The following is a 21,084-nucleotide window of genomic DNA, read 5'->3' on the forward strand; positions in this document are numbered from 1 at the left end:
GTTAATAATAATGAAGATGAGGGATGAGACAAGAATGTTCCATTTCACTCACTATTCATTACTATGTTATACTATGGTATTAATTATACAAGCGAAACAGGTTTGCCACTTGCCGCCGAAGCATATATAGCCTGGAAAATGCGCACATCACGCAGGCCTTCTTCACCAGGCACAAGCATAGGTTTATTTTGCATGATGGAAAGTGCATCATCATCCATTTGATTTGCCTGTTGCCAGGGCACATTATACGAATGATTGATCTCTCCTACCGGGCTCGAACCTTTTGCGCCATCATAAGCGGAATATGGTTTCAGTTTAATAATACCTTTATCACAGGTTATATCAAGAAAGTTTACGTTCTCTCCAAAAGTTGCTTTTATATCAGCAATTACACCGCCGGGAAATTCAAGCTGTGCAACCATTGTTTCATCCAGCCCGTTCTTATAAATATCAGGCCTTGTTGTGGAAGCCTTTGCAGCAATTACAGACACCGGTTCCATATTTGTTCCAAGCCTTGCACCCTGTATGGCATAAACGCCCATATCAGGCATTACGCCGCCACCCATTTCTTTTTTCTGCTTCCAGTGATTGGTGCGTGTTTCATAATATCCTGCGGCGCAATTAAGCTTCTTTACTTTGCCCAATAAATTGTTCTGCACTATGCGGCGGTATTCTTTTGTATTGGGCTCATGCTGTAAACGGTAACCAATGGCAAGCTTCACTTTGTTTTTATTGCAGGCATCTATCATGCTTTTACATTCTTCTGCAGTAACAGCCATAGGCTTTTCACACCAAACATGCTTGCCGGTATTAGCCGCCTTAATTACATACTCCGCATGCATTGATGGCGGTAACACAATATATATTACATCAATGTCAGGGTTATTTGCAATATCTCCAATCGTTTCATAATTATAAATATTCTTATCAGGAATATTATACTTTGCTTTCCAGGCTTCAGCCTTTGAAGGCGTGCCGGTAACAATGCCGGCGAGATAACAATATTTTGTTTGCTGTAAAGCTGGCGCCAGCAAATCGGTGCTGTAATAGCCAAGCCCAACCAGGGCCACGCCAAGCTTCTCTTTTTTTCTGCCTGTGGCCGATAACAGCACATTGGGTGAGAAAGCTATTGCACTGCCCATAATACCTAAAGTTTTTAATACAGTTCTGCGGGATGATGTTAGCATACGTTAGATTTTTATAAAGTTAACAAACAGCGTTTAACGTTTTGATTATTTGAATAAGGCTTGCTTAAAACTTACCTGTTTTTCCTTCCAGCCTGTCGCAATATTCAACAGAGCCGATGCGAAACTTTACCGGGAAGCCAACAGCTTTTTGAACCAACAGTTCTTTACTGCAAAAAAACGGTAATTGCTTTGTATAAAAATTGCCCGGCAATTGTTTTGGCAAAGGCGGCTGTTTTATTGAAAATATAAATTGCCGCATTACTGCAAGCGAATCCATTTTTTGCCTTGCTGAATCGTTTGCAGGTTGCGCCTGCAATGCAGCAGCAGCAAACAGGAATTTAACAGTAAATGCAATGAATGTTTTATTTTTCGAGAGCATATTTGCGCTAAATTAAGTATTGTAATTACTTTGCATTGCTAAATTCAGATTAAACTTTACCCGTAGAAGCATGGCATTAAGTCAATCATTACAACAGAAATTATTACAAAGGTTATCGCCGCAGCAAATTCAATTGATGAAGCTGCTGCAAATACCTACGGCTATTCTTGACGAAAGGATTAAAGAAGAACTGGAAGAAAACCCGGCGCTCGAGGTGGGAGAAGAAGGCCGTGAAGAAGGCTTTGAGGAACATGAACATAACAATGAGGAATTTGAACAGGCTAATGATGAAGAATATGATGGCAGCGAAGAGGAATATGGCAATATTGATATTTCAGAATATGTGAATGATGGCGATGATGAGATTGCCGATTACAAACTGCGTGATGATAATTACGGCGATAATGAAGAACAAAAAACAGTTCCGTTAAGAGTTGAAACAACATTGCACGACATACTGGTTGACCAGTTAGGCATGCTGTCACTTGATGAAAGAAAATTAAAAATTGCTGAGCAGATTGTGGGCAGCATAGATGATGATGGTTACCTGCGCCGCGAATTATCTTCCATTGTAGATGATCTTGCCTTCAGGCAAAATATAGATTCAGATGAGGCCGAAGTTGAAGACCTTATAAAACTGATACAGCAATTTGACCCCCCCGGCGTATGCGCCAGGAACTTGCAGGAATGTTTAATGCTGCAGCTATTGCGCCAACAGGCCGATGGCCGTGACGTTACCCTTTCCATCCAGGTGATTGAAAAGTACTTTGACGAGTTTACAAAAAAACACTACGAAAAAATTCAGCGCGGGCTTGGCATTTCAGATGAAGAACTGAAAGATGTTATCAATCTCATCTTAAAATTAAACCCTAGGCCCGGCGGAAATGTGGGTGAAATAAACAAAGCTGAAAGCTATATTATCCCCGACTTTTTCATCATCAACAATGCGGGCAAACTGGAGCTTACACTCAATTCGAAAAATGCGCCTGACCTGCGCATCAGCGAAGGCTACCGCGATATGCTGAAAGAATATGACCGCGGCAGCAAAAAAGATAAGCGGCAGAAAGAAGCGGTAATGTTTATCAAACAAAAAATTGATTCGGCCAAATGGTTTATCGATATGATTAAGCAAAGGCAAAATACTTTGCTCAGCACCATGGGCGCCATTATGCATTATCAAAAAGACTTTTTTCTTACTGGTGACGAAACCACGCTTAAGCCGATGATTTTAAAAGATATTGCAGAAATTACCGGGCTCGATATATCTACTGTAAGCCGTGTAGCCAACAGCAAATTTGTGCAAACAGAGTTTGGCACTTACAGGCTTAAATTTTTCTTCAGTGAATCGTTAAGTACGGACAGCGGCGAAGAAGTAAGTACAAGAGAAGTAAAGAAAATTTTGAGTGATTTAGTGGAGGCTGAAAGTAAAAAGAAACCGCTGAGCGATGAACGCTTAACAGAACTGCTTCAGGAAAAAGGGTACAATATTGCCAGGCGCACGGTGGCCAAATACCGCGAGCAGTTAAATATTCCGGTGGCACGTCTGCGTAAAGAATTATAAAGAACAGTTTTAAATTTTAATGGGAATATGGTTGATCAAAGTTTGGATTATAATGAAGGATTGTATCAATCATCTGCATTAAAAATTCCGGCAAAAATCATTTCATACGTTCTGCACCCGCTGTTTATTCCCAGCTATATTTTTTTTTGGTTGACACAGCGTTTTCCTGTTCAGTTTAGTGATTTAACAACTGCGGGTTTAACGTTAAAAACAGTCAGCGTTTTTTTAAATGCAAGCTTCTTTCCTGCATTTGCGGTGTTCCTTTTATGGCGGCTGAAATTTATTGAAAGCATTTACCTGCGCACACAAAAAGACCGAATCATTCCGTATATCATCACCATGATATTTTACTGGTGGCTTTGGTATTTAAGCAGGAATTTTACCGATCAGCCGGATGTATTGAAATTCTTTTATTTCGGCATTTTTTTAAATACAGTTTTCGGCCTTGTTGTTAACAACTTCATCAAGATAAGCATGCATGCAATGGGGGCGGGCGCAATGCTTACATTTCTCATTTTAACCTGTGCCCGTTATCAAATTTATCTGGGTACAGATATTATGATTGCCATTTTTTTATGTGGCCTTATTTGTACGGCACGCCTGCTGCTTAACCAGCATTCTTCAGCAGAAATATATGCAGGATTGATAGTGGGAGCGCTCGGCCAGTTGCTGGGTTTGTGGATTGCATTGTAAAATAGCTGCAAGCTGTTAGCTTCACGCCGCAAGCATTCAAATTTTAAATCACTTCAGCAAGCCTGAAGCTTCTTATAAATGCCCATGCCTGTACAAATCAAATAATACCGCAATAAGATTAAAAACAAAATGGAATACAACACCGTACCATATTGTGCCGAAGCGACGGCGCATAATGCCGGTTAAAATACCAAACGGCACTAACCAGAACAATGAAATAAAGCTGAGATGCATCATACCAAACGCGAAACCGGTAACAATAATAACCAGCCTTTCATTTAAAAAAGCATTAAGATAATTATACAATACGCCGCGGAACGCAAGCTCTTCAATTATGGCAGGATTGAGTGCAATAGAATAGGCCATGATAAGCGCCGGCACGCTGTAAGCGCTGTAAAGATGATAATACGTTATATCTGTCCTGAAAAATGAATAGTTCATTTTGGTAACAATAACGTTCACCACAAATGAAGCCATAGCAGCAAACGAAATACAACCAGCTAACCTTACTATATTAAAATTATTAAACCTGAGCAAAGGCTTAATTGCGTCATAGTTTTTATATACATGAAATAAAGTGAAGCCCGCAAGAAATATTTCAACCCAAAACAAACGGCTGTAAATATTAAACCAGCCTGTAAACTGCACCAGCAGGCAAACAAACAAGTACACAATAAAGAAAAAAAACGCAGATCTTAAATTCCGGTTATTGAATATTGTAACAGGCGCATTATATGTGCCGAGATAAGCGCCGCAATTATAACAAAAGCGATGATGGGGTTTTATGCTGCTGTTGCAGGTTTCACAATTTGCATCACTGGTTTTAGGCGATATCATTTTATTTATAATTCTTCTTTAATTAAACTAATGCGGTAAGCGCCCTGCAACCCTCTTAATATTACCATTAATAAAGCAAGGCAGATTAAAATGCCGGTTATGCCCCGGAATGTTATGGTGGAAATTGTAAGGCTCCTGAAGATATTAATTGTTGAAAAAGCAATGAGCATTATAAAAGAGGTAAGCAATGCAGGGAAAGGGTTTTTGCGGCTCCAGGAAGCCAGCAAAAAAAATAACCCGGAAAGTAATAATGCCATCAGTACAACAATATATTTCCGGTTGCTTTCAGCAAAAATGAAAAAAAAGCCCAGCGATAAAAATGAGGCAATAATATACAAAACCACTCTTGCAGCCAGCACAGCATTTTCCGCTTTGAGCAAGGCTGTTTTGCGTTGCTCAATACGTTGTTTATAACTATTGCTGCCTTGCTTGTTTTGCAAAGGATAACCGCAATTGGTACAATACAAAAATTCAGTTTCATTTACATAATTGCAATGATGGCAAATTAAAGCTGCCGGTTTTGTTTGCACCGGCTGCGGCTGCAAAGCGCTAATCTGCTGAATGTATAATATGTTTTCTTCAGATAGCATGTATATATAACGAATCTAAATCAAAAAAATATTTGCGTTTTAAGAACAGCCGCCAACCGGCAATTAAAATAAAGTGAAAGTAATAATGCATGCATTATTATGATGCAACTTGACAATTAAACATAATGAACGGATTAAGTTAATGTAGCCCGGGCTTCGTATCTTTGGGGCCGAAATAAGTGGATCATGAAGAAGCTGGCTTTTATTTTTTCCATCACTTTATTATTCCTGGTGCAGGCAAATACAGCCGATGCCCAATGTTCTATTTGTACAAAAACCGCTTCCCAGCTTGGGGAAAAACAGGGCAAGGGCTTAAATGGCGGCATTATTTATTTAATGTTTACACCGCTCACTATTGCCGGCTTTCTTGGTTATCGCTGGTGGCGCAGTGAAAAAGCGCTTAAAGACGGCGAAGCCGAAAAGAACAACTAATCTTTCGTATTTATTTGCAAAAGGTTTCTGCAAACCGGTAAAGGCTAAAGTTTTTATCTGCTGATAACTTCTCTATTTCCGCAGCGAGCCTTTTTATATCAATATCGCTCATTCTTTTTTGTTCTATCAGTTTATAAACCTTTTCGGCATGCATCATAAAACTTTTAAGTTTCCCTGTCTCAGTTTGCTGATGCCTGATAATCTTTTCCGACAATTCTTTAATACCTTTTTTTTCTGTGGCAATTGTTTTAAGCACCGGCGCTTTTTTTTGTTTCTCGTGTAAAGAAAGCGGCAGCATAGCTAACATATTTTTTACAAGCTTATCAGCTTCCGGCCTGTCGGCTTTATTTACAACAAATATGTCGGCAATCTCCATCAAGCCGGCTTTCATATTCTGAATTTCATCGCCGGCTTCGGGCACCAGCACTACTACTGAAGTATCGGCGAGCCGGGCAATTTCCGTTTCAATCTGGCCTGCACCAACGGTTTCAACAATAATTATATCAAAAGGCGCAGCCTTCAGCACATCCGTTATTTCAATTATTTTAGGATGAAGCCCATGCATGCTGCCACGGCTTGCCAGTGAGCGTATAAAAACGTTTGGATTATTATACCAATCATTCATTCTTATCCTGTCGCCAAGCAGGGCGCCTTGCGTAAAGGGAGAAGAAGGGTCGATGCACAACACAGCAACCCTGTTATTGTTTGCAGCAAACTCATTGATGAGGGAATCAACGATTGTACTTTTTCCTGCGCCGGGCGGCCCGGTTATACCAATTATTTTTTTGTTTGAAAAAGGCAGCAGCTTTAAAAAATCTTCATACCCTTCATATTCATTTTCAATTAAAGAAATAGCACGGGCAAGCGCTTTAACATTATCGTTTTGTATTTGCTGCAATAAATTATTCCACTGCATTATGTGCACCCGTTTATAATCAGCTTTAAAGATTTATCAAAAATAAGCCGATTGTTTTCGAAGTATGGCTCAATGTTTATTTTTGCCTTTGCGTTATGACTAATTTTATTCCAATATTTCCTCTTGAAATTGTAGTTTATCCGGGCGAACATCTTAATCTGCATATTTTTGAAGAAAGGTATAAGCAACTGATAGCCGAATGTTTTAAAGAAAAAAAGATGTTTGGCATTCCGCCTGTTTTAAAAAATAAAATTGCTGAAACCGGCACATTGGTAAAGGTCACTGAAATCGTAAAACAATATGCTGATGGAAAAATGGATGTAAAGACTGAAGGCGTAAGTGTGTTCAGGGTGCTCGAAGTAATTAACTCCATTCCGGCCAAACTGTATAGCGGCGCTATTGTAAAACACCTGCCAAATGATGAAGACGGCATAAGCCGGCACACGCATAAAATAATTGATGGCATGCGGCAACTGCATCGTCTTTTAAATATTCAGAAAGACTTTAATAAACCCGATGAAACATTAAAAAGCTATGACATTGCGCATCATGCGGCGCTTTCACTGGAAGAGGAATATGAGCTTTTGTGCCTTTTACGTGAAGACCAGCGGATGGAATATTTACGCCGTCATCTGCAAAAAACAATCCCCGTGGTAGCAGGTATAGAAACGTTGAAAAAGAAAATTCAGTTGAACGGGCATTTTAAAGAATTAAAAGGATTTGATTTTAATTTCGGTAAATAGTAATTATGAAAACCACGCTCTGCTTCGATTTTGGGAATACGCGCCTTAAATGCGCCGTTTTTAATAATAAGGAAATAGTAAAAGTAATAACGCTTGAAGACGATAGCGTAGCGTCAATAGAAAAAATCATTACTGAAGAAAAGCCCAGGAAATCTATATTATCATCCGTTATCAATCATAACCCCGAAATAGAAGCCCTGCTTGAAGAAAAAACAAAATTTCATAAGCTCAGCGAAAAATCAAAACTGCCTTTTACCATACCGGTTGGCAAACCGGAAACGGTGGGCGCAGACAGGCTGGCGCTGGTTGCCGCTGCCGTTTACTTTTATCCCAAACAGCATAACCTCATCATTGGCTTAGGCTCCTGCATTACTTACAATTTTGTAAATAAGCTGCACGAATTTTTAGGTGGCGCCATTTCACCGGGGCTTAATATGCGCTTTAAAGCCATGAACCAGTTTACGGCAAAACTGCCACTTGAAACTGCCAGTTCTAATTTTCCGCTTGTGGGCTACGATACAAAAACCAATTTGCAGAGCGGCGTTATACTGGGCATGGCAAAAGAAATGGATGGTATTATTGACGAATACAACCTTAGATACGGCAACTTTAACGTGCATTTAACCGGTGGTGATATGAGCTTTTTTGTGCCTCTTATCAAAAACAAGATATTTGCAAACCCTCATTTAATCTTTAATGGTTTGTATGCACTTAGTGAAACCAACGGCTAAATATTTTTTTTTCTGTGTTCTTTTATTATTGATATGCAGTACTTCATTTAGCCAGGAAAATTCTCCATTTTCCAGGTATGGCATTGGAGATGTTTACCCGCAGCAAAATATTGCTGCCAGGGCAATGGGCGGCCTGGGTGCCACTGTTACAAACTCACAATTCATTAATACGATAAACCCGGCCAGCTATGGTTCGCTCGGGCTTGTTACTTATGATTTCGCTTTAAGCATTGACAGCCGCTCCCTGCTGAGCAAAACACCGGTAAACAAATACAAGTCTGTAAATTTTACTCCTTCCTACTTAACACTGGGCATGCCTTTAACAAAGCCGGGCAATATTAATGGTGCGGCGCTTGTGTTTGGGTTAAGACCGGCCACAAGAATAAATTATAGTATTGAAGAAGGAAGCAGTATTGCTTATGACAGCCTTGGTATTACCGACAGCCTGCAAACCCTGCATGAAGGAAACGGCGGGCTAAACCAGGTTTTTTTGGGAATTGGCAAAACATGGAAGAATAAGAAAAATCCCAACAATAGCTTTAGCCTTGGTTTTAATGCCGGCTATGAATGGGGCACCAAGTTTATAAGCAATAAGGTTAGTTTCCCCTCTGACAGCTCTTACCAAACCTGGTATAATTCCAACTCAACCGATTCTACGCATTTCTGGGGATTATTTTTAAACCCCGGTTTTATGGCAAGCTTTACTGTGGGTGAAAAAACAGACCCCATTTCCAAATTAAAGAATTCTTATGTGCTTACTGTGGGCGCTTCGGGAACTTTAGAACAAAAACTCGACGCTTCACGGGACCTTACAAGAGAAACTTTTTATTATAAAGACGATGGCGATATAGTGGCTGTTGACAGTGTTTACAGAGTGGGCACATTGCATGGCAACATAACATTGCCAATGAGCTTTAACGGCGGGTTAATGCTGAGCAATATGCTCTCTAACGGGCCATTTAGTGTAAAAAAATGGGGCATTGGCGTAGAATATAATTTTGCACAATGGTCAAAATACCGCGATTATGGCCAGCCCGATAAATTGAATAATAGCTGGTTTATCCGCGGCGGTATCGAATTTTCACCAAATCCGCTTACCGGCAAGGGCATTCTTTCAAACGGCATTTACAGGTTTGGATATTACAATGGCAAGGATTATATAAATGCTGACGGCAATGGCTATAAAACGCAGGCTTTCACGCTGGGTTATTCTTTTAACTTAAGAAAATATCATTCTTACGACAGGCAGTTTACCATGATAAACACGGCACTTGAATTTGGGAAAAGAGGCAGCACTGTTAATAATATAACAGAAAACTTTTTCAAAATTTCTGTAGGCTTATCTTTAAGCGATATTTGGTTCATCAAGCGCAAGTATGACTAATAAATTGCCTTATATAAAAATGTTTAAAGCAGCCCTTATTACCGGCTGCTTTTTTTTATATAGCTGCCATAACGATTATCAGCAGGTGCAGGACCTTGCAAAAAAAACAATACCTACGGATAAGGCTACAGATGTTACAAGCTATTTTAGCCAGGGTGGCATTACAAAAGCAAAGCTTACCACTCCTTTAATGACGATGGCGCAGGGCGATACGCCTAAAACAGAATTTCCCAAAACGCTTCATGTGGATTTTTACGACAGCGTAAAACTGCAAAGCAAGCTGTTTGCAAAATATGGGTTGTATTACCCCAATAAACATTTAGTGTTTTTAAGAGACAGCGTGGTTGTTTTTAATGTGCAGGGCGATACTTTGCGCAGCGAAGAATTATGGTGGGACCAGGATAAGGAAATAATCTATACAAGCCTCCCGGTGCATATACGCAAGCCTGATGAAAAGCTTGATGGTGATAGCATGACGGCTGATCAGAATTTTAATCATTATACCATCTTCAACGCAAGAGGGCCGATTAATGTGCCGGATAGCACGCTTCCTGCAAATTAAAATTCTGCTTTAGCACATTCATTGTCACAGATGTTTTTTGCAGGTAATATCAGCGCCTAAAAAGAGGTGCAAAACTGATAGATTAATAAAATTTTATTTCTTTAATACATTTGCATTAATGCTTACTACTGAACAACCGTCGCATTACAGGCATCTTGAAGATATGCCGGTAAAAGAAATCATTGCACATATAAATGAAGAAGATAAAACCGTTGCCCTTGCTGTTGAAAAAGCTTTACCGCAAATTGAAAAACTGGTAGAAGCGGCTGCAGATAAAATGCTTGCAGGCGGAAGGCTTTTTTATGTGGGCGCAGGTACCAGTGGCAGGCTTGGCATTTTAGATGCAAGTGAATGCCCGCCTACTTATGGCGTTCCTTATGACCTGGTGCAGGGCTTGATTGCCGGTGGTTTCAGCGCCATTATCCGTGCGGCCGAATTTGCCGAAGACGACAGGCAACAGGGCTGGCTTGACTTGCAGGAAAAAAACATTTCTGAGAGGGATTTTGTGGTAGGAATAGCCGCCAGCGGCACAACGCCTTACGTAATTGGCGCTTTAGATCATTGCCGGGAACACAATATTGAAACGGGTTGTATCACCTGCAATGCTGGTTCGCCTTTGGCTGCAGCAGCCGATTACCCGGTTGAAGTAATTACAGGGCCCGAATTTGTTACCGGAAGCACACGCATGAAGGCAGGCACCGCGCAAAAAATGGTGCTGAATATGATATCCACCACGGTAATGATACAGTTGGGGCGCGTAGAAGACAACAGTATGGTAAACATGCAGCTTAACAATGAAAAACTTATTGACCGCGGCGTAAAAATGCTGATGCAGCAGGCAAATATTGCCGACTATTCCAAAGCCAAGGATTTGTTGATAAGACAGGGGAGTGTAAAAAAAGCCGTGCAATCCATTCATAAAAGCTGATTGTTTTATTTCAGCTTTATAAGTAATTTCAATTTGTAAATCATTTGTTATGAAAACATCTTTACCCCTTACATTATTAGCCCTCACACTGCTCTTTGCTTTAAGTGTTTCGGCACAATCAAAAAAATTTTTTGCAGTTACAGGTGAACAGTTTGGCAGCACCAACTGGGTTGCCTTTCGCCAGGCTGATCTTAATACAAAAAATATCAGGACCCTCTACATACCAGCCGCAGTAAACGAGGCTGTGTATGATGCGATATCAGGCGCTCAAATAATAAACGTTGATGCCAAAACTGAAACCATATCCACATTGCAAAACTGCGGATGTATCAACAGCAGGATGGTAGCGGCAATTGCCTATGATGCAAAAAACAACCGGTTGTATTATACGCAAATGTTGGGCAGCCAACTGCGCTATCTTGATTTAAACAGCACCACGCCGAAAGCCTATTCAGTAACCACACAGTTGCTTAAAAATTTTAAGAATGCAGCAGGTGAAGCCTCTGTAATTACAAGAATGGTAATTGCATCAGATGGCAACGGGTATGCTCTTACAAATGATAATGAGCACCTCATACGTTTCTCAACAGGAAAGCAAACAAAGATCACAGATTTGGGAAGATTGCTGGATGCACCTGCAAACGGGGATAAATCGGTAAGAACACAGTTTACAAGCTGGGGCGGCGATATGATTGCGGATGCCAGTGGCAATCTTTATCTCTTTACTATGATGCGCCAGGTGTATAAGATCAACCCAAATACAAGGCTTGCAACTTTTCTTGGTGAGATAAAAAACATTCCCCAAGATTACAATATAAATGCAGCCATGGTTGAAGACGCAGAGCATGTTATTGTGGGCAGCTCCACCCAAACAACAGGTTATTACAGGGTAAACCTTACCACATTGCAGGCCGCAATTATAAGTACAGCAGAACAGGTGTATAATGTTTCAGATTTTGCCAACGGCAATTTTGCTTTTGATAACAGAACGGATGCCATAGCAAAAACACTTGAAACAAGCACGGTAAGCGCCTATCCCAATCCTGTGACTACAGGACGGCTGCAAATACAGTTCAGCAATTTTAAAAACGGCAAATACATTATAATGCTCAGCGAAACCGGTGGCAAAACCATATTGAAAAAAGAAGTAAAAATATCAGGCTCTCAAACGGAAAACATTTCAGTTTCAGCAGCAGCCGGCGCTTACCTCGTAAGCGTAATTAATGCAAACGGCGAAACCGTTTATAGCAATAAAATTATTGTAAGCAAAGATTAGCAGGTTCCTCTTACCTGATAAAAAATTCCGGCATAAAAGAATATGCCGGAATTTTTTATTTATTTCATTGGCTTTATCAATAGCAAGCTGTAAACATTTTGGTATAACATACCATATTTAATATCACAATATCTTACTACTTAAAACAAAAAGCCTCCGCAATTGCGAAGGCTTTTTTATAATCCTTTAATCTGCTAACCCCTTAAAATCCGGGTTAGGCAAATTATTTATTTTACTTCTTCAAATTCAGCGTCAGTAACGTTTTCACCACCCGGCTGACCACTTCCGTTATCAGAAGCGCCTGCATTTGGCTGAGCGCCAGCATCGGCTGTTGCTCCGGCTTGCTGTGCTTTATACAGTTCCTCGCTGGCTGCTGTCCATGACTGGTTTAACTCGTTCATGGCAGCATCCACAGCGGCAACGTCCTGGCTCTTGTGGGCTTCCTTTAATTTATTCAAAGCTGCTTCAATAGGAGCTTTTTTATCAGCCGGAACTTTATCTCCAAATTCTTTTAATTGTTTTTCAGTCTGGAAAATAAGGCTGTCTGCCTGATTCAATTTGTCGATTTTTTCACGGGCTGCTTTATCTTCAGCTTCATGCGCCCGGGCATCAGTCTTCATCTTTTCAATTTCTTCCTTACTTAAACCGCTTCCGGCTTCAATGCGTATCTTCTGTTCTTTACCGGTGCCTTTATCTTTTGCACTCACGTGAATCAAGCCGTTCGCATCAATATCAAATGTTACTTCAATCTGCGGAATGCCCCGTGGTGCAGGCGGAATACCATCAAGATTGAATACGCCCAGGCTTTTATTATCTTTCGCCAAACTTCTTTCACCCTGTAAAATGTGTATCTGCACACCGGGCTGGTTATCGCTGGCGGTAGAGAATACTTCTGTTTTCTTTGTAGGAATGGTTGTATTGGAAGGAATCATTGGGGTTAATACACCGCCCAAAGTTTCAATACCAAGTGTAAGCGGCGTTACATCGAGCAACAATACATCTTTCACTTCACCGGTTAATACAGCGCCCTGTATGCCTGCACCAATAGCAACCACTTCATCAGGGTTTACACCTTTATGCGGTTTTTTGCCGAAGAATTTTTCTACAATTTCCTGCACTTTAGGAATACGGGTAGAACCACCCACCAAAATCACTTCATCAATTTGAGAAGCATTATAACCTGCATCTTTTAATGCCTGCTCACAAGGTTTTAAACATCTTGCAAATAAATTATCGGCAAGCTGCTCAAATTTTGCGCGGGTTAATTTTGTAACAAGGTGTTTTGGCACACCATCAACCGCAGTAATATAAGGCAGGTTTATTTCTGTTTCTGATGAAGAAGACAATTCGATCTTTGCTTTTTCAGCGGCTTCTTTTAAACGCTGTAAAGCCATCGGGTCTTTGCGAAGATCAATGGCTTCCTGCTTTTTGAATTCATCAGCCAGCCAGTCCATGATCACTTTATCAAAGTCATCACCGCCAAGATGCGTATCACCATTAGTTGATTTTACTTCAAAAACGCCATCGCCCAAATCGAGTACAGATATATCGAATGTGCCGCCACCAAGGTCAAACACGGCTATTTTCTGATCGGCATGTTTCTTTTCCAAACCATAAGCCAATGCTGCGGCAGTAGGCTCGTTCACAATCCTGCGCACATTTAAACCGGCAATTTCGCCAGCTTCCTTGGTAGCCTGCCTTTGTGCATCATTAAAATAAGCAGGCACTGTAATTACGGCTTCGTTTACTTCCTGGCCAAGATAATCTTCTGCTGTCTTCTTCATTTTCTGAAGTATCATAGCAGAAATTTCCTGCGGTGTATATAAGCGGCCGTCAATATCTATGCGTATTGTATCATTTTCACCACGAACTATTTTGTAGCTCCAGTGGCTGATTTCTTCTTTTACTTCATCGTAGCGGCGGCCCATAAAACGCTTCACACTCATAATAGTGTTTTGCGGGTTAGTTATGGCCTGCCTCTTGGCAGGATCGCCTACTTTGCGTTCGCCATTCTTTAAAAAAGCAACAACGGAAGGCGTAGTACGGCGACCTTCATCGTTGGCAATAACAACTGGTTCGTTTCCTTCCATAACCGAAACGCAACTGTTAGTTGTACCTAAGTCGATACCTATTATTTTTCCCATATTAATTGATTAATTCTTTAAGATTTAAGTTATTACCTGTTTGCTCAATCATTATGCCATGGCCGCAAAAGGTGTAAAAATGGCAGATGTTATGATAATATGAATGAAAGATAATTAAATAAGGATCAACAAAATAAAAGAGGCTGTCCATATTTGGGCAACCTCTTTCATTATCATAAAACAAATCTTATCCGTTCATGCTTGCAAGAAACTCTTCATTGCTTTTTGTGCCGCGCATGCGTTTCAATAGTTCTGTCATTGCTTCTTCCGTATTCATGTCATTGATATAAAGACGGAGAATATTCATACGCTGAAGAACATCCCTGTCGAGCAGCAAATCATCACGGCGGGTGGATGAAGCCACAAGGTCAATAGCCGGGTAAATGCGCCTGTTGGCCAGCCTTCTGTCAAGCTGCAGTTCCATATTGCCGGTGCCTTTAAATTCTTCAAAGATCACTTCGTCCATTTTACTGCCGGTATCAATTAATGCGGTTGCAAGAATAGTTAAAGAGCCACCATTTTCAATTTTACGGGCAGCGCCAAAAAACTGCTTGGGTTTCTGCATGGCATTGGCCTCAACACCACCACTCAGCACTTTACCGCTGGCCGGGGCCACTGTATTGTGTGCACGGGCAAGGCGGGTAATGCTATCTAATAAAATCACCACATCATGGCCACATTCAACAAGCCTTTTTGCTTTTTGCAAAGCAATAGTAGAAACCTTAACGTGCTTTTCTGCCGGCTCATCAAAAGTAGAAGCAATTACTTCAGCTTTCACGCTGCGCTCCATATCGGTAACTTCTTCAGGACGCTCATCCACCAGCACCACCATTAAATAACATTCAGGATGATTGGCGGCAATGGCATTGGCCACAGCCTTCAGCAACATGGTTTTACCTGTTTTAGGCTGCGCTACAATTAAACCACGCTGGCCTTTACCAATTGGGGTAAACAGGTCGATAATACGTGTTGAATAATCAGTGGGGGAAGTAAAAAGGTTCAGCTTTTCATAAGGGAAAAGCGGTGTAAGGTAATCGAAAGGAACCCTGTCCCTTACTTCATCCGGGCTTTTTGCATTAATGGTTTCAACCTTTAATAAAGCAAAATATTTTTCGCCTTCTTTGGGCGGGCGCACAGCGCCAAAAACGGTATCACCGGTTTTAAGGCCGAATAATTTTATCTGTGAAGGGGAAACATAAATATCATCGGGAGAAGAAAGATAATTATAGTCGCTGCTGCGTAAAAAGCCATAACCATCGGGCATCATTTCCAAAACGCCTTCGGCCTGTATAACACCATCAAACTCGATGTTAAATGCAGGCTCTTTGCGGCCAGGACTTGAAGGCTTTGCAACAGGCTCGGCAATTTCTACTTCATCAGGATAAACAATAGGTTCATCGCCACCCAGCATGCTTAATAAATTGGCGCCCATTTGTGTGAGGGCATCATCATTATCAACATAATCTTCAGCCGATACGGCTGCATCTTCTTCTTCCGGCTGCTCCTCCTTTTTAGGTTCTGCGGCAGCTTTTATCTTTACGCGGGACCGCTTGGGCTTGTCTTCTTTTGCATCGTCTTTTGAAGCTTTTTCCTTAGAAGAATGTTTCGTTTCCTTTGCAGGTTTCTGCAATGTATCTGTCATTACTTCTGCTTCTTCTGTAGTATTTGCGGTGCTTGCTTTTACCGTGCGTTTACGTTTGGGCTTTTCTGCGGTTGCAGTAGCTGCTGCCGGCGTTAATGCCTGTTTATCAAGGATGCGGTAAATAAGGTCTTGCTTGTTTAGCTTTCCTGCATCAGCAATGTCAAGGTGCTCAGCAATGTCGAGGAGCTCTGGCACCAGCATGTCGTTCAATTGGAGAATGTCGTACATAAAAAATAATAATCCTTATGGAATAATGTAATTTCTCAAAACTTTTTTGAAACGGTTTGGAAGAAATTTTTGGTTAAAAAGAAAACAGGCGAGTGTGATTTTTTTGATTGGACTATGTGCTGTTTCCGGCTGCAATGTTACAGAAAAAATTGAAATGAAATAAATTTTTTGAAGCTTTTAACTAACAGTTTCGTACTTGCAAACCTTTCATATTATTATATCACACCCTTTCTTTTTTGCAAGTTTTCATCTATGTAAAATTTGTTTTTGTCGCAATCTTTTCTGTTTCAGTCATTGTTATATCTTTTCTTAGGTACTTTGACAAAATGAAGTATAATTTCTTAAGAAAAAAATGGGTGGTGGCCGTATTGCATGTTGTTTGCTGGGTCATACTCTTTTCTTTCCCATTTTTCTTAAAGGCTACCTATAAAAAAGACCGTCGCCCCCCGCAACCCGATGATGCAGCCCTATTTTATTTTTATTTTTTAAGCAGCGGTATCTGGGCAGGCCTCTTTTACCTGAACGCTTACATGTTTTTACCATTCCTGTTGCGCACAAAAAAAGTGTGGCAGTTTATTTCACTGCACGTTCTTACACTGGCGGCAGTGTACTTTTTACATTCACTTTATTTTTCATTGTTTGTGCATCATGTGCCTTTTAAAGCAGAAAATTTTTTCATCTATAACATATTCACCTACTTCTTTATTATTGCAAGCAGCACGGCTTATTTTTTCCTGCTCGAAAGGCAACAGTCTATCAAACGTTCGCAGGAAAAAGAAACGGAAAATCTTAAAACAGAGTTACTGTTCTTACGGTCGCAGGTTAGCCCGCACTTTATGTTTAATGTGCTGAATAATATGGTGGCGCTGGCTCGTAAAAAATCTGATCTGCTGGAAGATTCACTCATAAAACTTTCATCGCTCATGCGTTATATGCTTTATGAAACAGATGAGCAGAAGGTGCCGCTTGAAAAAGAGGTGGAATATATTCAAAGCTATATAGACCTGCAGCAGCAGCGTTTTGGCAAAAACGTTAAGGTGCAATCTTCTTTTAACGAAGTGGGATCGGGCAGTGAAATAGAGCCTATGCTTTTAATTCCCTTTGTTGAAAATGCATTTAAACACGGCACCGGGATTATAGAAGATGCTGTTATAAAAGTTGAATTGAAAGTTGAAAACGGCATCCTTCAGTTTATTGTTAGTAATAAATATAACGATGCGCTGAACGCGATAAAAGATAAAGATTCCGGTATAGGGTTGAACAATGTGCAAAGAAGATTAAATTTATTATATGGCCGCAATCATGCCTTACTCATCAATAAAAAAGATGGCTGGTTTACGGTTTCACTTCAGATAAATTTACATTAATGCTGAAATGTATTGCAATAGACGATGAACCGCTGGCGCTGGAATTGCTGGAAGATAATATAAGCAAAGTGCCTTTTCTTAAACTGGTTACTGCCTGCAATAACCCACTTGAGGCTATGCAGCTATTGCAACAGGAAGAAATTGATCTTGTTTTTCTTGATATACAAATGCCGGGCTTAACAGGTTTGCAGTTTATTAAAACAATTACGGCCAAACCCATGTTTATTCTTATTACGGCGTATGAAAAATATGCCCTGGAAGGCTACGAGCTTGATGTGGTTGATTATCTTGTAAAACCCGTATCGCTCGACAGGTTTATTAAAGCCTGTAATAAGGCCTGGGAACTGCACCAGCTTAAAACAAAAAAACAGGCCGGGTCTGAGGCGCCGCCTTATTTCTTCATTAATGCAGACTACAGCCTTGTAAAAGTAATTTTTACCGATATTATGTGGATTGAAGGGTTGAAAGATTATCTCAAGATACATCTTAAAAGCTCATCCAAACCGCTCGTTGCCCGCATTACAATGAAAGCCATAGAAGAGCAGTTGCCTGCTTCCATGTTTATACGCGTTCAAAAATCATTTATTGTTTCCAAAGATTACATTACATCCATTCGTAAAAACAGCATTTTTATAAATGATATGGAGATACCCGTTGGCGATAGCTATAAGGATGCGGTGGCCGAATTAACAGGCAAACATTAACAATTAATTCACCTTCCTTTTGCGTTGAAAATCAACCGCTAAACAAGCGCAAAATTTCATTTGCCTTTTGTCGCATTATTTCATCCGCTTGTCTCATTTGGCTTATAATCGTTCGCCCTGTAAATAATTTTGCCATTCAAATTACAAATACAGAATTTATGAAAAAAGTATTAATGGCGGCGGTATTACTGATTACAACTACAGGCATATTTGCCCAGTTTCCCGCAGGTGGTGGAAAGGGCCGCCAGGTGCCGAGTATTGGTCATATATACGGAAAAGTGCTTGACAGCATTGGCAAGCCGCTATCTGAAGCAACTATAATCCTGCTGCAAAACCAGTATGACAGCGCTACAAAAAAATCGAAACAGGTATTATTTAAAGGCGCTACAACAGAACCCAATGGCGAGTTTAGTTTCAGCGACCTGCCTTTATTTGGCATCACTTTAAGAATTTCCGCTGTGGGTTATAAAATGCATGAAGAAAAAATAAGCTTTCAAATGAAAGCGGGTAGCGGAAATGCACCTTCCCAGCAAGGCCAGCAAATGGGCGGCAGTAATATGATGAGCGCCCTTGATAAAGATCTCGGCAACATAAAACTTCAGCCCGATGAGGCCAACACCCTGCAAACCGTAACCGTTACCGGAACATCTGCAGCGCTTAAACTGGATATTGACAAAAAAACATTTAACGTAGATAAAAATATTGTAAGCGCAGGCGGAACGGCGGTTGATGTAATGAAAAACGTACCCTCTTTGCAGGTGGATATTGACGGCAACGTTAAGCTGCGCAATGCAACGCCGCAATTATATATTGATGGCAGGCCTACAACGCTTTCATTAGACCAGATTCCCGCAGATGCCATTCAAAGCGTGGAAGTAATTACAAACCCTTCAGCTAAATATGATGCAAGCGGCGGCAACGCAGGTATTTTAAATATTGTTTTAAAGAAGAATAAGAAAACCGGTTATAACGGCAATATTATGGCCGGAGTTGACAGCCGTGGCGGCTATAATGCAGGTGGCAATTTTAGCGTAAGGCAGGGCAAGGTAAATTTTACCGCAGCGGCAATGCTCAACAGCCGTAAAAGCCTTACAAAGGGCACAACCGACCAGCTTTATTCTTACGATACTTTAAACCTGAAAAATGTGCATAGCTTTCAAAATACGGAAAGCAAAAACAATGGCGGCTTTATGTTTGGAAGAATAGGGCTTGATTATTTTGTAACCAACAGAACAACCTTATCTATATCCGGAACAAAAGTGCATGGCGAATTTAAACCCACTTCATCAAGCGACATTATTACAGACAGCATATATAATGACCATACTGTAAACCTGACCGGCAACCGTTTATCAAACAACAACAGAACTTTTAACGGAACGGGTGTGCAAGGTGGCGTGGTGCATAACTTCACGAAAGATGGTCACCAGCTTACTGCAGACGTAAATTATTTCGGTGGAAAGAACGACGGCTCACAATACATAACAAGTAATACTTTTGGTGGCAGCGCCAACAGCATTACCAACCAACGCCAGGTGTCAGATGGCAAAAACAGTTTTTTTACTATTCAAACAGATTATACCAATCCAATTACAAAAAATATTAAACTCGAAACCGGTTTAAGAGCACAGATCAATAAGCTGGAAAATAATAATCAAACCTATTATGTAAAAGGCTCCGAGTCAATTAAAGTGCCGTCAGCAGGTATAGAATATACCAATACCAATAATGTGTATGCTGCTTATGCCACTATAACAAGCGCCATTAAGAACTTTGGTTACCAGGTAGGCCTGCGTGCAGAAAGAAGCGATTATTCAGGTATATTGAACGATACAGGACATTTTACCAATAATTATCCTATCAGTTTATTCCCTTCAGTTTTCTTAAGTTATAAATTGGAAAACAGGCAGGAGTTGCAGGCAAACTTTTCACGCCGCATCAACAGGCCTAACTTCTTCCAGCTAATTCCTTATACTGACAGGAGCGATAGTTTATATATCACACGCGGTAATCCAGATCTTCATCCGGAATTCACTAATTCATTTGAATTTTCTTACAGCAAAACGTATGGCAAGAACAATATGTTCCTCGCTTCCATCTATTATAAATACACAAACAACCTTATAACAAGTTTCCAGAAGTCTGAATACAACCAAACGCTCGACAGGGTTGAATGGATCAACACGTATGAAAATGCAAACTCCGCATATTCTTATGGCGCTGAATTAACTTCTGTAAACTATGTAACAAAGTGGTGGGATTTTAATTTGAACGTTAACCTTTACAGGTCAAAGATCAACGCAGAAAACCTTAGCACTTTAACACAGGATGGTATGCTGAGCTGGTTTGGAAAATGGAACAACAATATTAAGTTGCCTGCCAATTTCTCTGTACAATTATCTGCCAATTACCAGAGCAAAACAAACCTGCCGGTTAACCAGGGCCGCCAGATGTTTGGACCTCCGCAGTCTGCACAGTCAGCTTCGCAGGGTTATATTAAACCTTTCTGGCGCACAGATATTGCTATCAAGAAAACGTTCTTCAAAAACCAGGCAGGCGCCGTTACACTTAGCGTAAACGATATTTTCAGAACAAGCGCCAACAGGCAGATTTCTTATGCTGAAGATTTCTACCAGGATTATTACAGGTTAAATAATCCGCAACTGGTTCGCTTAAACTTTTCTTATCGTTTTGGCAAAATGGATGTTTCATTATTCAAACGCCAGAACAAAAGTCAAAGCAGCATGGACCAGTCACAAATGGGCATGTAATATCAATGT

At 40.5% G+C, this 21,084-nt stretch carries 19 protein-coding genes; 12 read left to right on the forward strand and 7 right to left on the reverse strand.

The window, feature by feature from the left end; genetic code table 11:
• Positions 1 to 83: 83 nt before the first annotated feature.
• Both BM015_RS03400 and BM015_RS03405 read right to left on the reverse strand, forming a co-directional pair.
• On the reverse strand, positions 84 to 1,187 hold the full coding sequence (locus tag BM015_RS03400; RefSeq protein WP_090654472.1) for a Gfo/Idh/MocA family protein: 1,104 nt from the start codon (positions 1,185 to 1,187) through the stop codon (positions 84 to 86).
• Positions 1,188 to 1,251: 64 nt separating this feature from the next.
• Positions 1,252 to 1,566, reverse strand: a complete 315-nt coding sequence (locus BM015_RS03405) for a hypothetical protein (RefSeq protein ID WP_090654474.1) — start codon at positions 1,564 to 1,566, stop codon at positions 1,252 to 1,254.
• A gap of 70 nt (positions 1,567 to 1,636) precedes the next feature.
• Between BM015_RS03405 and rpoN the strand changes: the two genes are divergently transcribed.
• Both rpoN and BM015_RS03415 read left to right on the forward strand, forming a co-directional pair.
• A complete protein-coding gene (gene rpoN / locus BM015_RS03410; protein WP_090654476.1) occupies positions 1,637 to 3,127 on the forward strand; it encodes an RNA polymerase factor sigma-54 in 1,491 nt (496 codons plus the stop codon).
• 27 nt (positions 3,128 to 3,154) lie between these two features.
• Complete coding sequence (locus BM015_RS03415; RefSeq protein WP_090654478.1) at positions 3,155 to 3,820, forward strand: hypothetical protein; 666 nt, start codon at positions 3,155 to 3,157, stop codon at positions 3,818 to 3,820.
• Positions 3,821 to 3,892: 72 nt separating this feature from the next.
• Here the strand turns inward: BM015_RS03415 and BM015_RS03420 are convergent, their stop codons facing one another.
• Both BM015_RS03420 and BM015_RS03425 read right to left on the reverse strand, forming a co-directional pair.
• A complete protein-coding gene (locus BM015_RS03420; RefSeq protein ID WP_090654479.1) occupies positions 3,893 to 4,657 on the reverse strand; it encodes a CPBP family intramembrane glutamic endopeptidase in 765 nt (254 codons plus the stop codon).
• A 5-nt stretch (positions 4,658 to 4,662) separates the two neighbouring features.
• Complete coding sequence (locus BM015_RS03425) at positions 4,663 to 5,247, reverse strand: zinc ribbon domain-containing protein (protein WP_090654480.1); 585 nt, start codon at positions 5,245 to 5,247, stop codon at positions 4,663 to 4,665.
• A gap of 186 nt (positions 5,248 to 5,433) precedes the next feature.
• Between BM015_RS03425 and BM015_RS03430 the strand changes: the two genes are divergently transcribed.
• Positions 5,434 to 5,679, forward strand: a complete 246-nt coding sequence (locus BM015_RS03430) for a hypothetical protein (protein WP_090654482.1) — start codon at positions 5,434 to 5,436, stop codon at positions 5,677 to 5,679.
• Between the two features lie 10 nt (positions 5,680 to 5,689).
• On the opposite strand, the gene meaB is transcribed toward BM015_RS03430, so the two are convergent.
• Entirely contained in the window at positions 5,690 to 6,595 is a 906-nt protein-coding gene (meaB, locus tag BM015_RS03435; RefSeq protein ID WP_090654485.1) for a methylmalonyl Co-A mutase-associated GTPase MeaB, read from the reverse strand.
• Between the two features lie 95 nt (positions 6,596 to 6,690).
• Between meaB and BM015_RS03440 the strand changes: the two genes are divergently transcribed.
• From BM015_RS03440 to BM015_RS03465, 6 genes are all read left to right on the forward strand, one after another.
• The gene (locus tag BM015_RS03440; RefSeq protein WP_090654487.1) at positions 6,691 to 7,338 is read left to right on the forward strand and encodes an LON peptidase substrate-binding domain-containing protein; all 648 of its coding nucleotides are present in this window, start codon (positions 6,691 to 6,693) and stop codon (positions 7,336 to 7,338) included.
• A 5-nt stretch (positions 7,339 to 7,343) separates the two neighbouring features.
• Positions 7,344 to 8,069, forward strand: a complete 726-nt coding sequence (locus BM015_RS03445) for a type III pantothenate kinase (protein WP_090654489.1) — start codon at positions 7,344 to 7,346, stop codon at positions 8,067 to 8,069.
• A complete protein-coding gene (locus BM015_RS03450; RefSeq protein ID WP_143075737.1) occupies positions 8,044 to 9,453 on the forward strand; it encodes a hypothetical protein in 1,410 nt (469 codons plus the stop codon). The genes BM015_RS03445 and BM015_RS03450 overlap by 26 nt, the downstream gene beginning before the upstream one ends.
• Positions 9,446 to 10,015 (forward strand): LPS export ABC transporter periplasmic protein LptC, encoded by a 570-nt coding sequence (lptC, locus tag BM015_RS03455; protein WP_090654493.1) that lies wholly within the window; start codon positions 9,446 to 9,448, stop codon positions 10,013 to 10,015. Before BM015_RS03450 ends, lptC begins: the two co-directional genes overlap by 8 nt.
• A 118-nt stretch (positions 10,016 to 10,133) precedes the next feature.
• A complete protein-coding gene (gene murQ, locus BM015_RS03460; RefSeq protein ID WP_090655222.1) occupies positions 10,134 to 10,943 on the forward strand; it encodes an N-acetylmuramic acid 6-phosphate etherase in 810 nt (269 codons plus the stop codon).
• Positions 10,944 to 10,992: 49 nt separating this feature from the next.
• Complete coding sequence (locus BM015_RS03465; protein WP_090654495.1) at positions 10,993 to 12,219, forward strand: T9SS type A sorting domain-containing protein; 1,227 nt, start codon at positions 10,993 to 10,995, stop codon at positions 12,217 to 12,219.
• Between the two features lie 227 nt (positions 12,220 to 12,446).
• On the opposite strand, the gene dnaK is transcribed toward BM015_RS03465, so the two are convergent.
• Positions 12,447 to 14,363, reverse strand: coding sequence for a molecular chaperone DnaK (dnaK, locus tag BM015_RS03470; RefSeq protein ID WP_090654497.1), 1,917 nt, complete (start codon positions 14,361 to 14,363; stop codon positions 12,447 to 12,449).
• Between the two features lie 187 nt (positions 14,364 to 14,550).
• Complete coding sequence (gene rho / locus BM015_RS03480) at positions 14,551 to 16,233, reverse strand: transcription termination factor Rho (RefSeq protein ID WP_090654501.1); 1,683 nt, start codon at positions 16,231 to 16,233, stop codon at positions 14,551 to 14,553.
• Positions 16,234 to 16,559: 326 nt separating this feature from the next.
• On the opposite strand from rho, the gene BM015_RS03485 reads away from it, so the two are divergent.
• From BM015_RS03485 to BM015_RS03495, 3 genes are all read left to right on the forward strand, one after another.
• Positions 16,560 to 17,600 (forward strand): sensor histidine kinase, encoded by a 1,041-nt coding sequence (locus BM015_RS03485; RefSeq protein WP_090654503.1) that lies wholly within the window; start codon positions 16,560 to 16,562, stop codon positions 17,598 to 17,600.
• On the forward strand, positions 17,600 to 18,304 hold the full coding sequence (locus tag BM015_RS03490; protein ID WP_177191798.1) for a LytR/AlgR family response regulator transcription factor: 705 nt from the start codon (positions 17,600 to 17,602) through the stop codon (positions 18,302 to 18,304). The genes BM015_RS03485 and BM015_RS03490 overlap by 1 nt, the downstream gene beginning before the upstream one ends.
• A gap of 158 nt (positions 18,305 to 18,462) precedes the next feature.
• A complete protein-coding gene (locus BM015_RS03495; protein ID WP_090654505.1) occupies positions 18,463 to 21,075 on the forward strand; it encodes a TonB-dependent receptor in 2,613 nt (870 codons plus the stop codon).
• Positions 21,076 to 21,084: the final 9 nt, after the last annotated feature.

This window comes from Parafilimonas terrae (assembly GCF_900115755.1).
Lineage (GTDB): Bacteria > Bacteroidota > Bacteroidia > Chitinophagales > Chitinophagaceae > Parafilimonas > Parafilimonas terrae.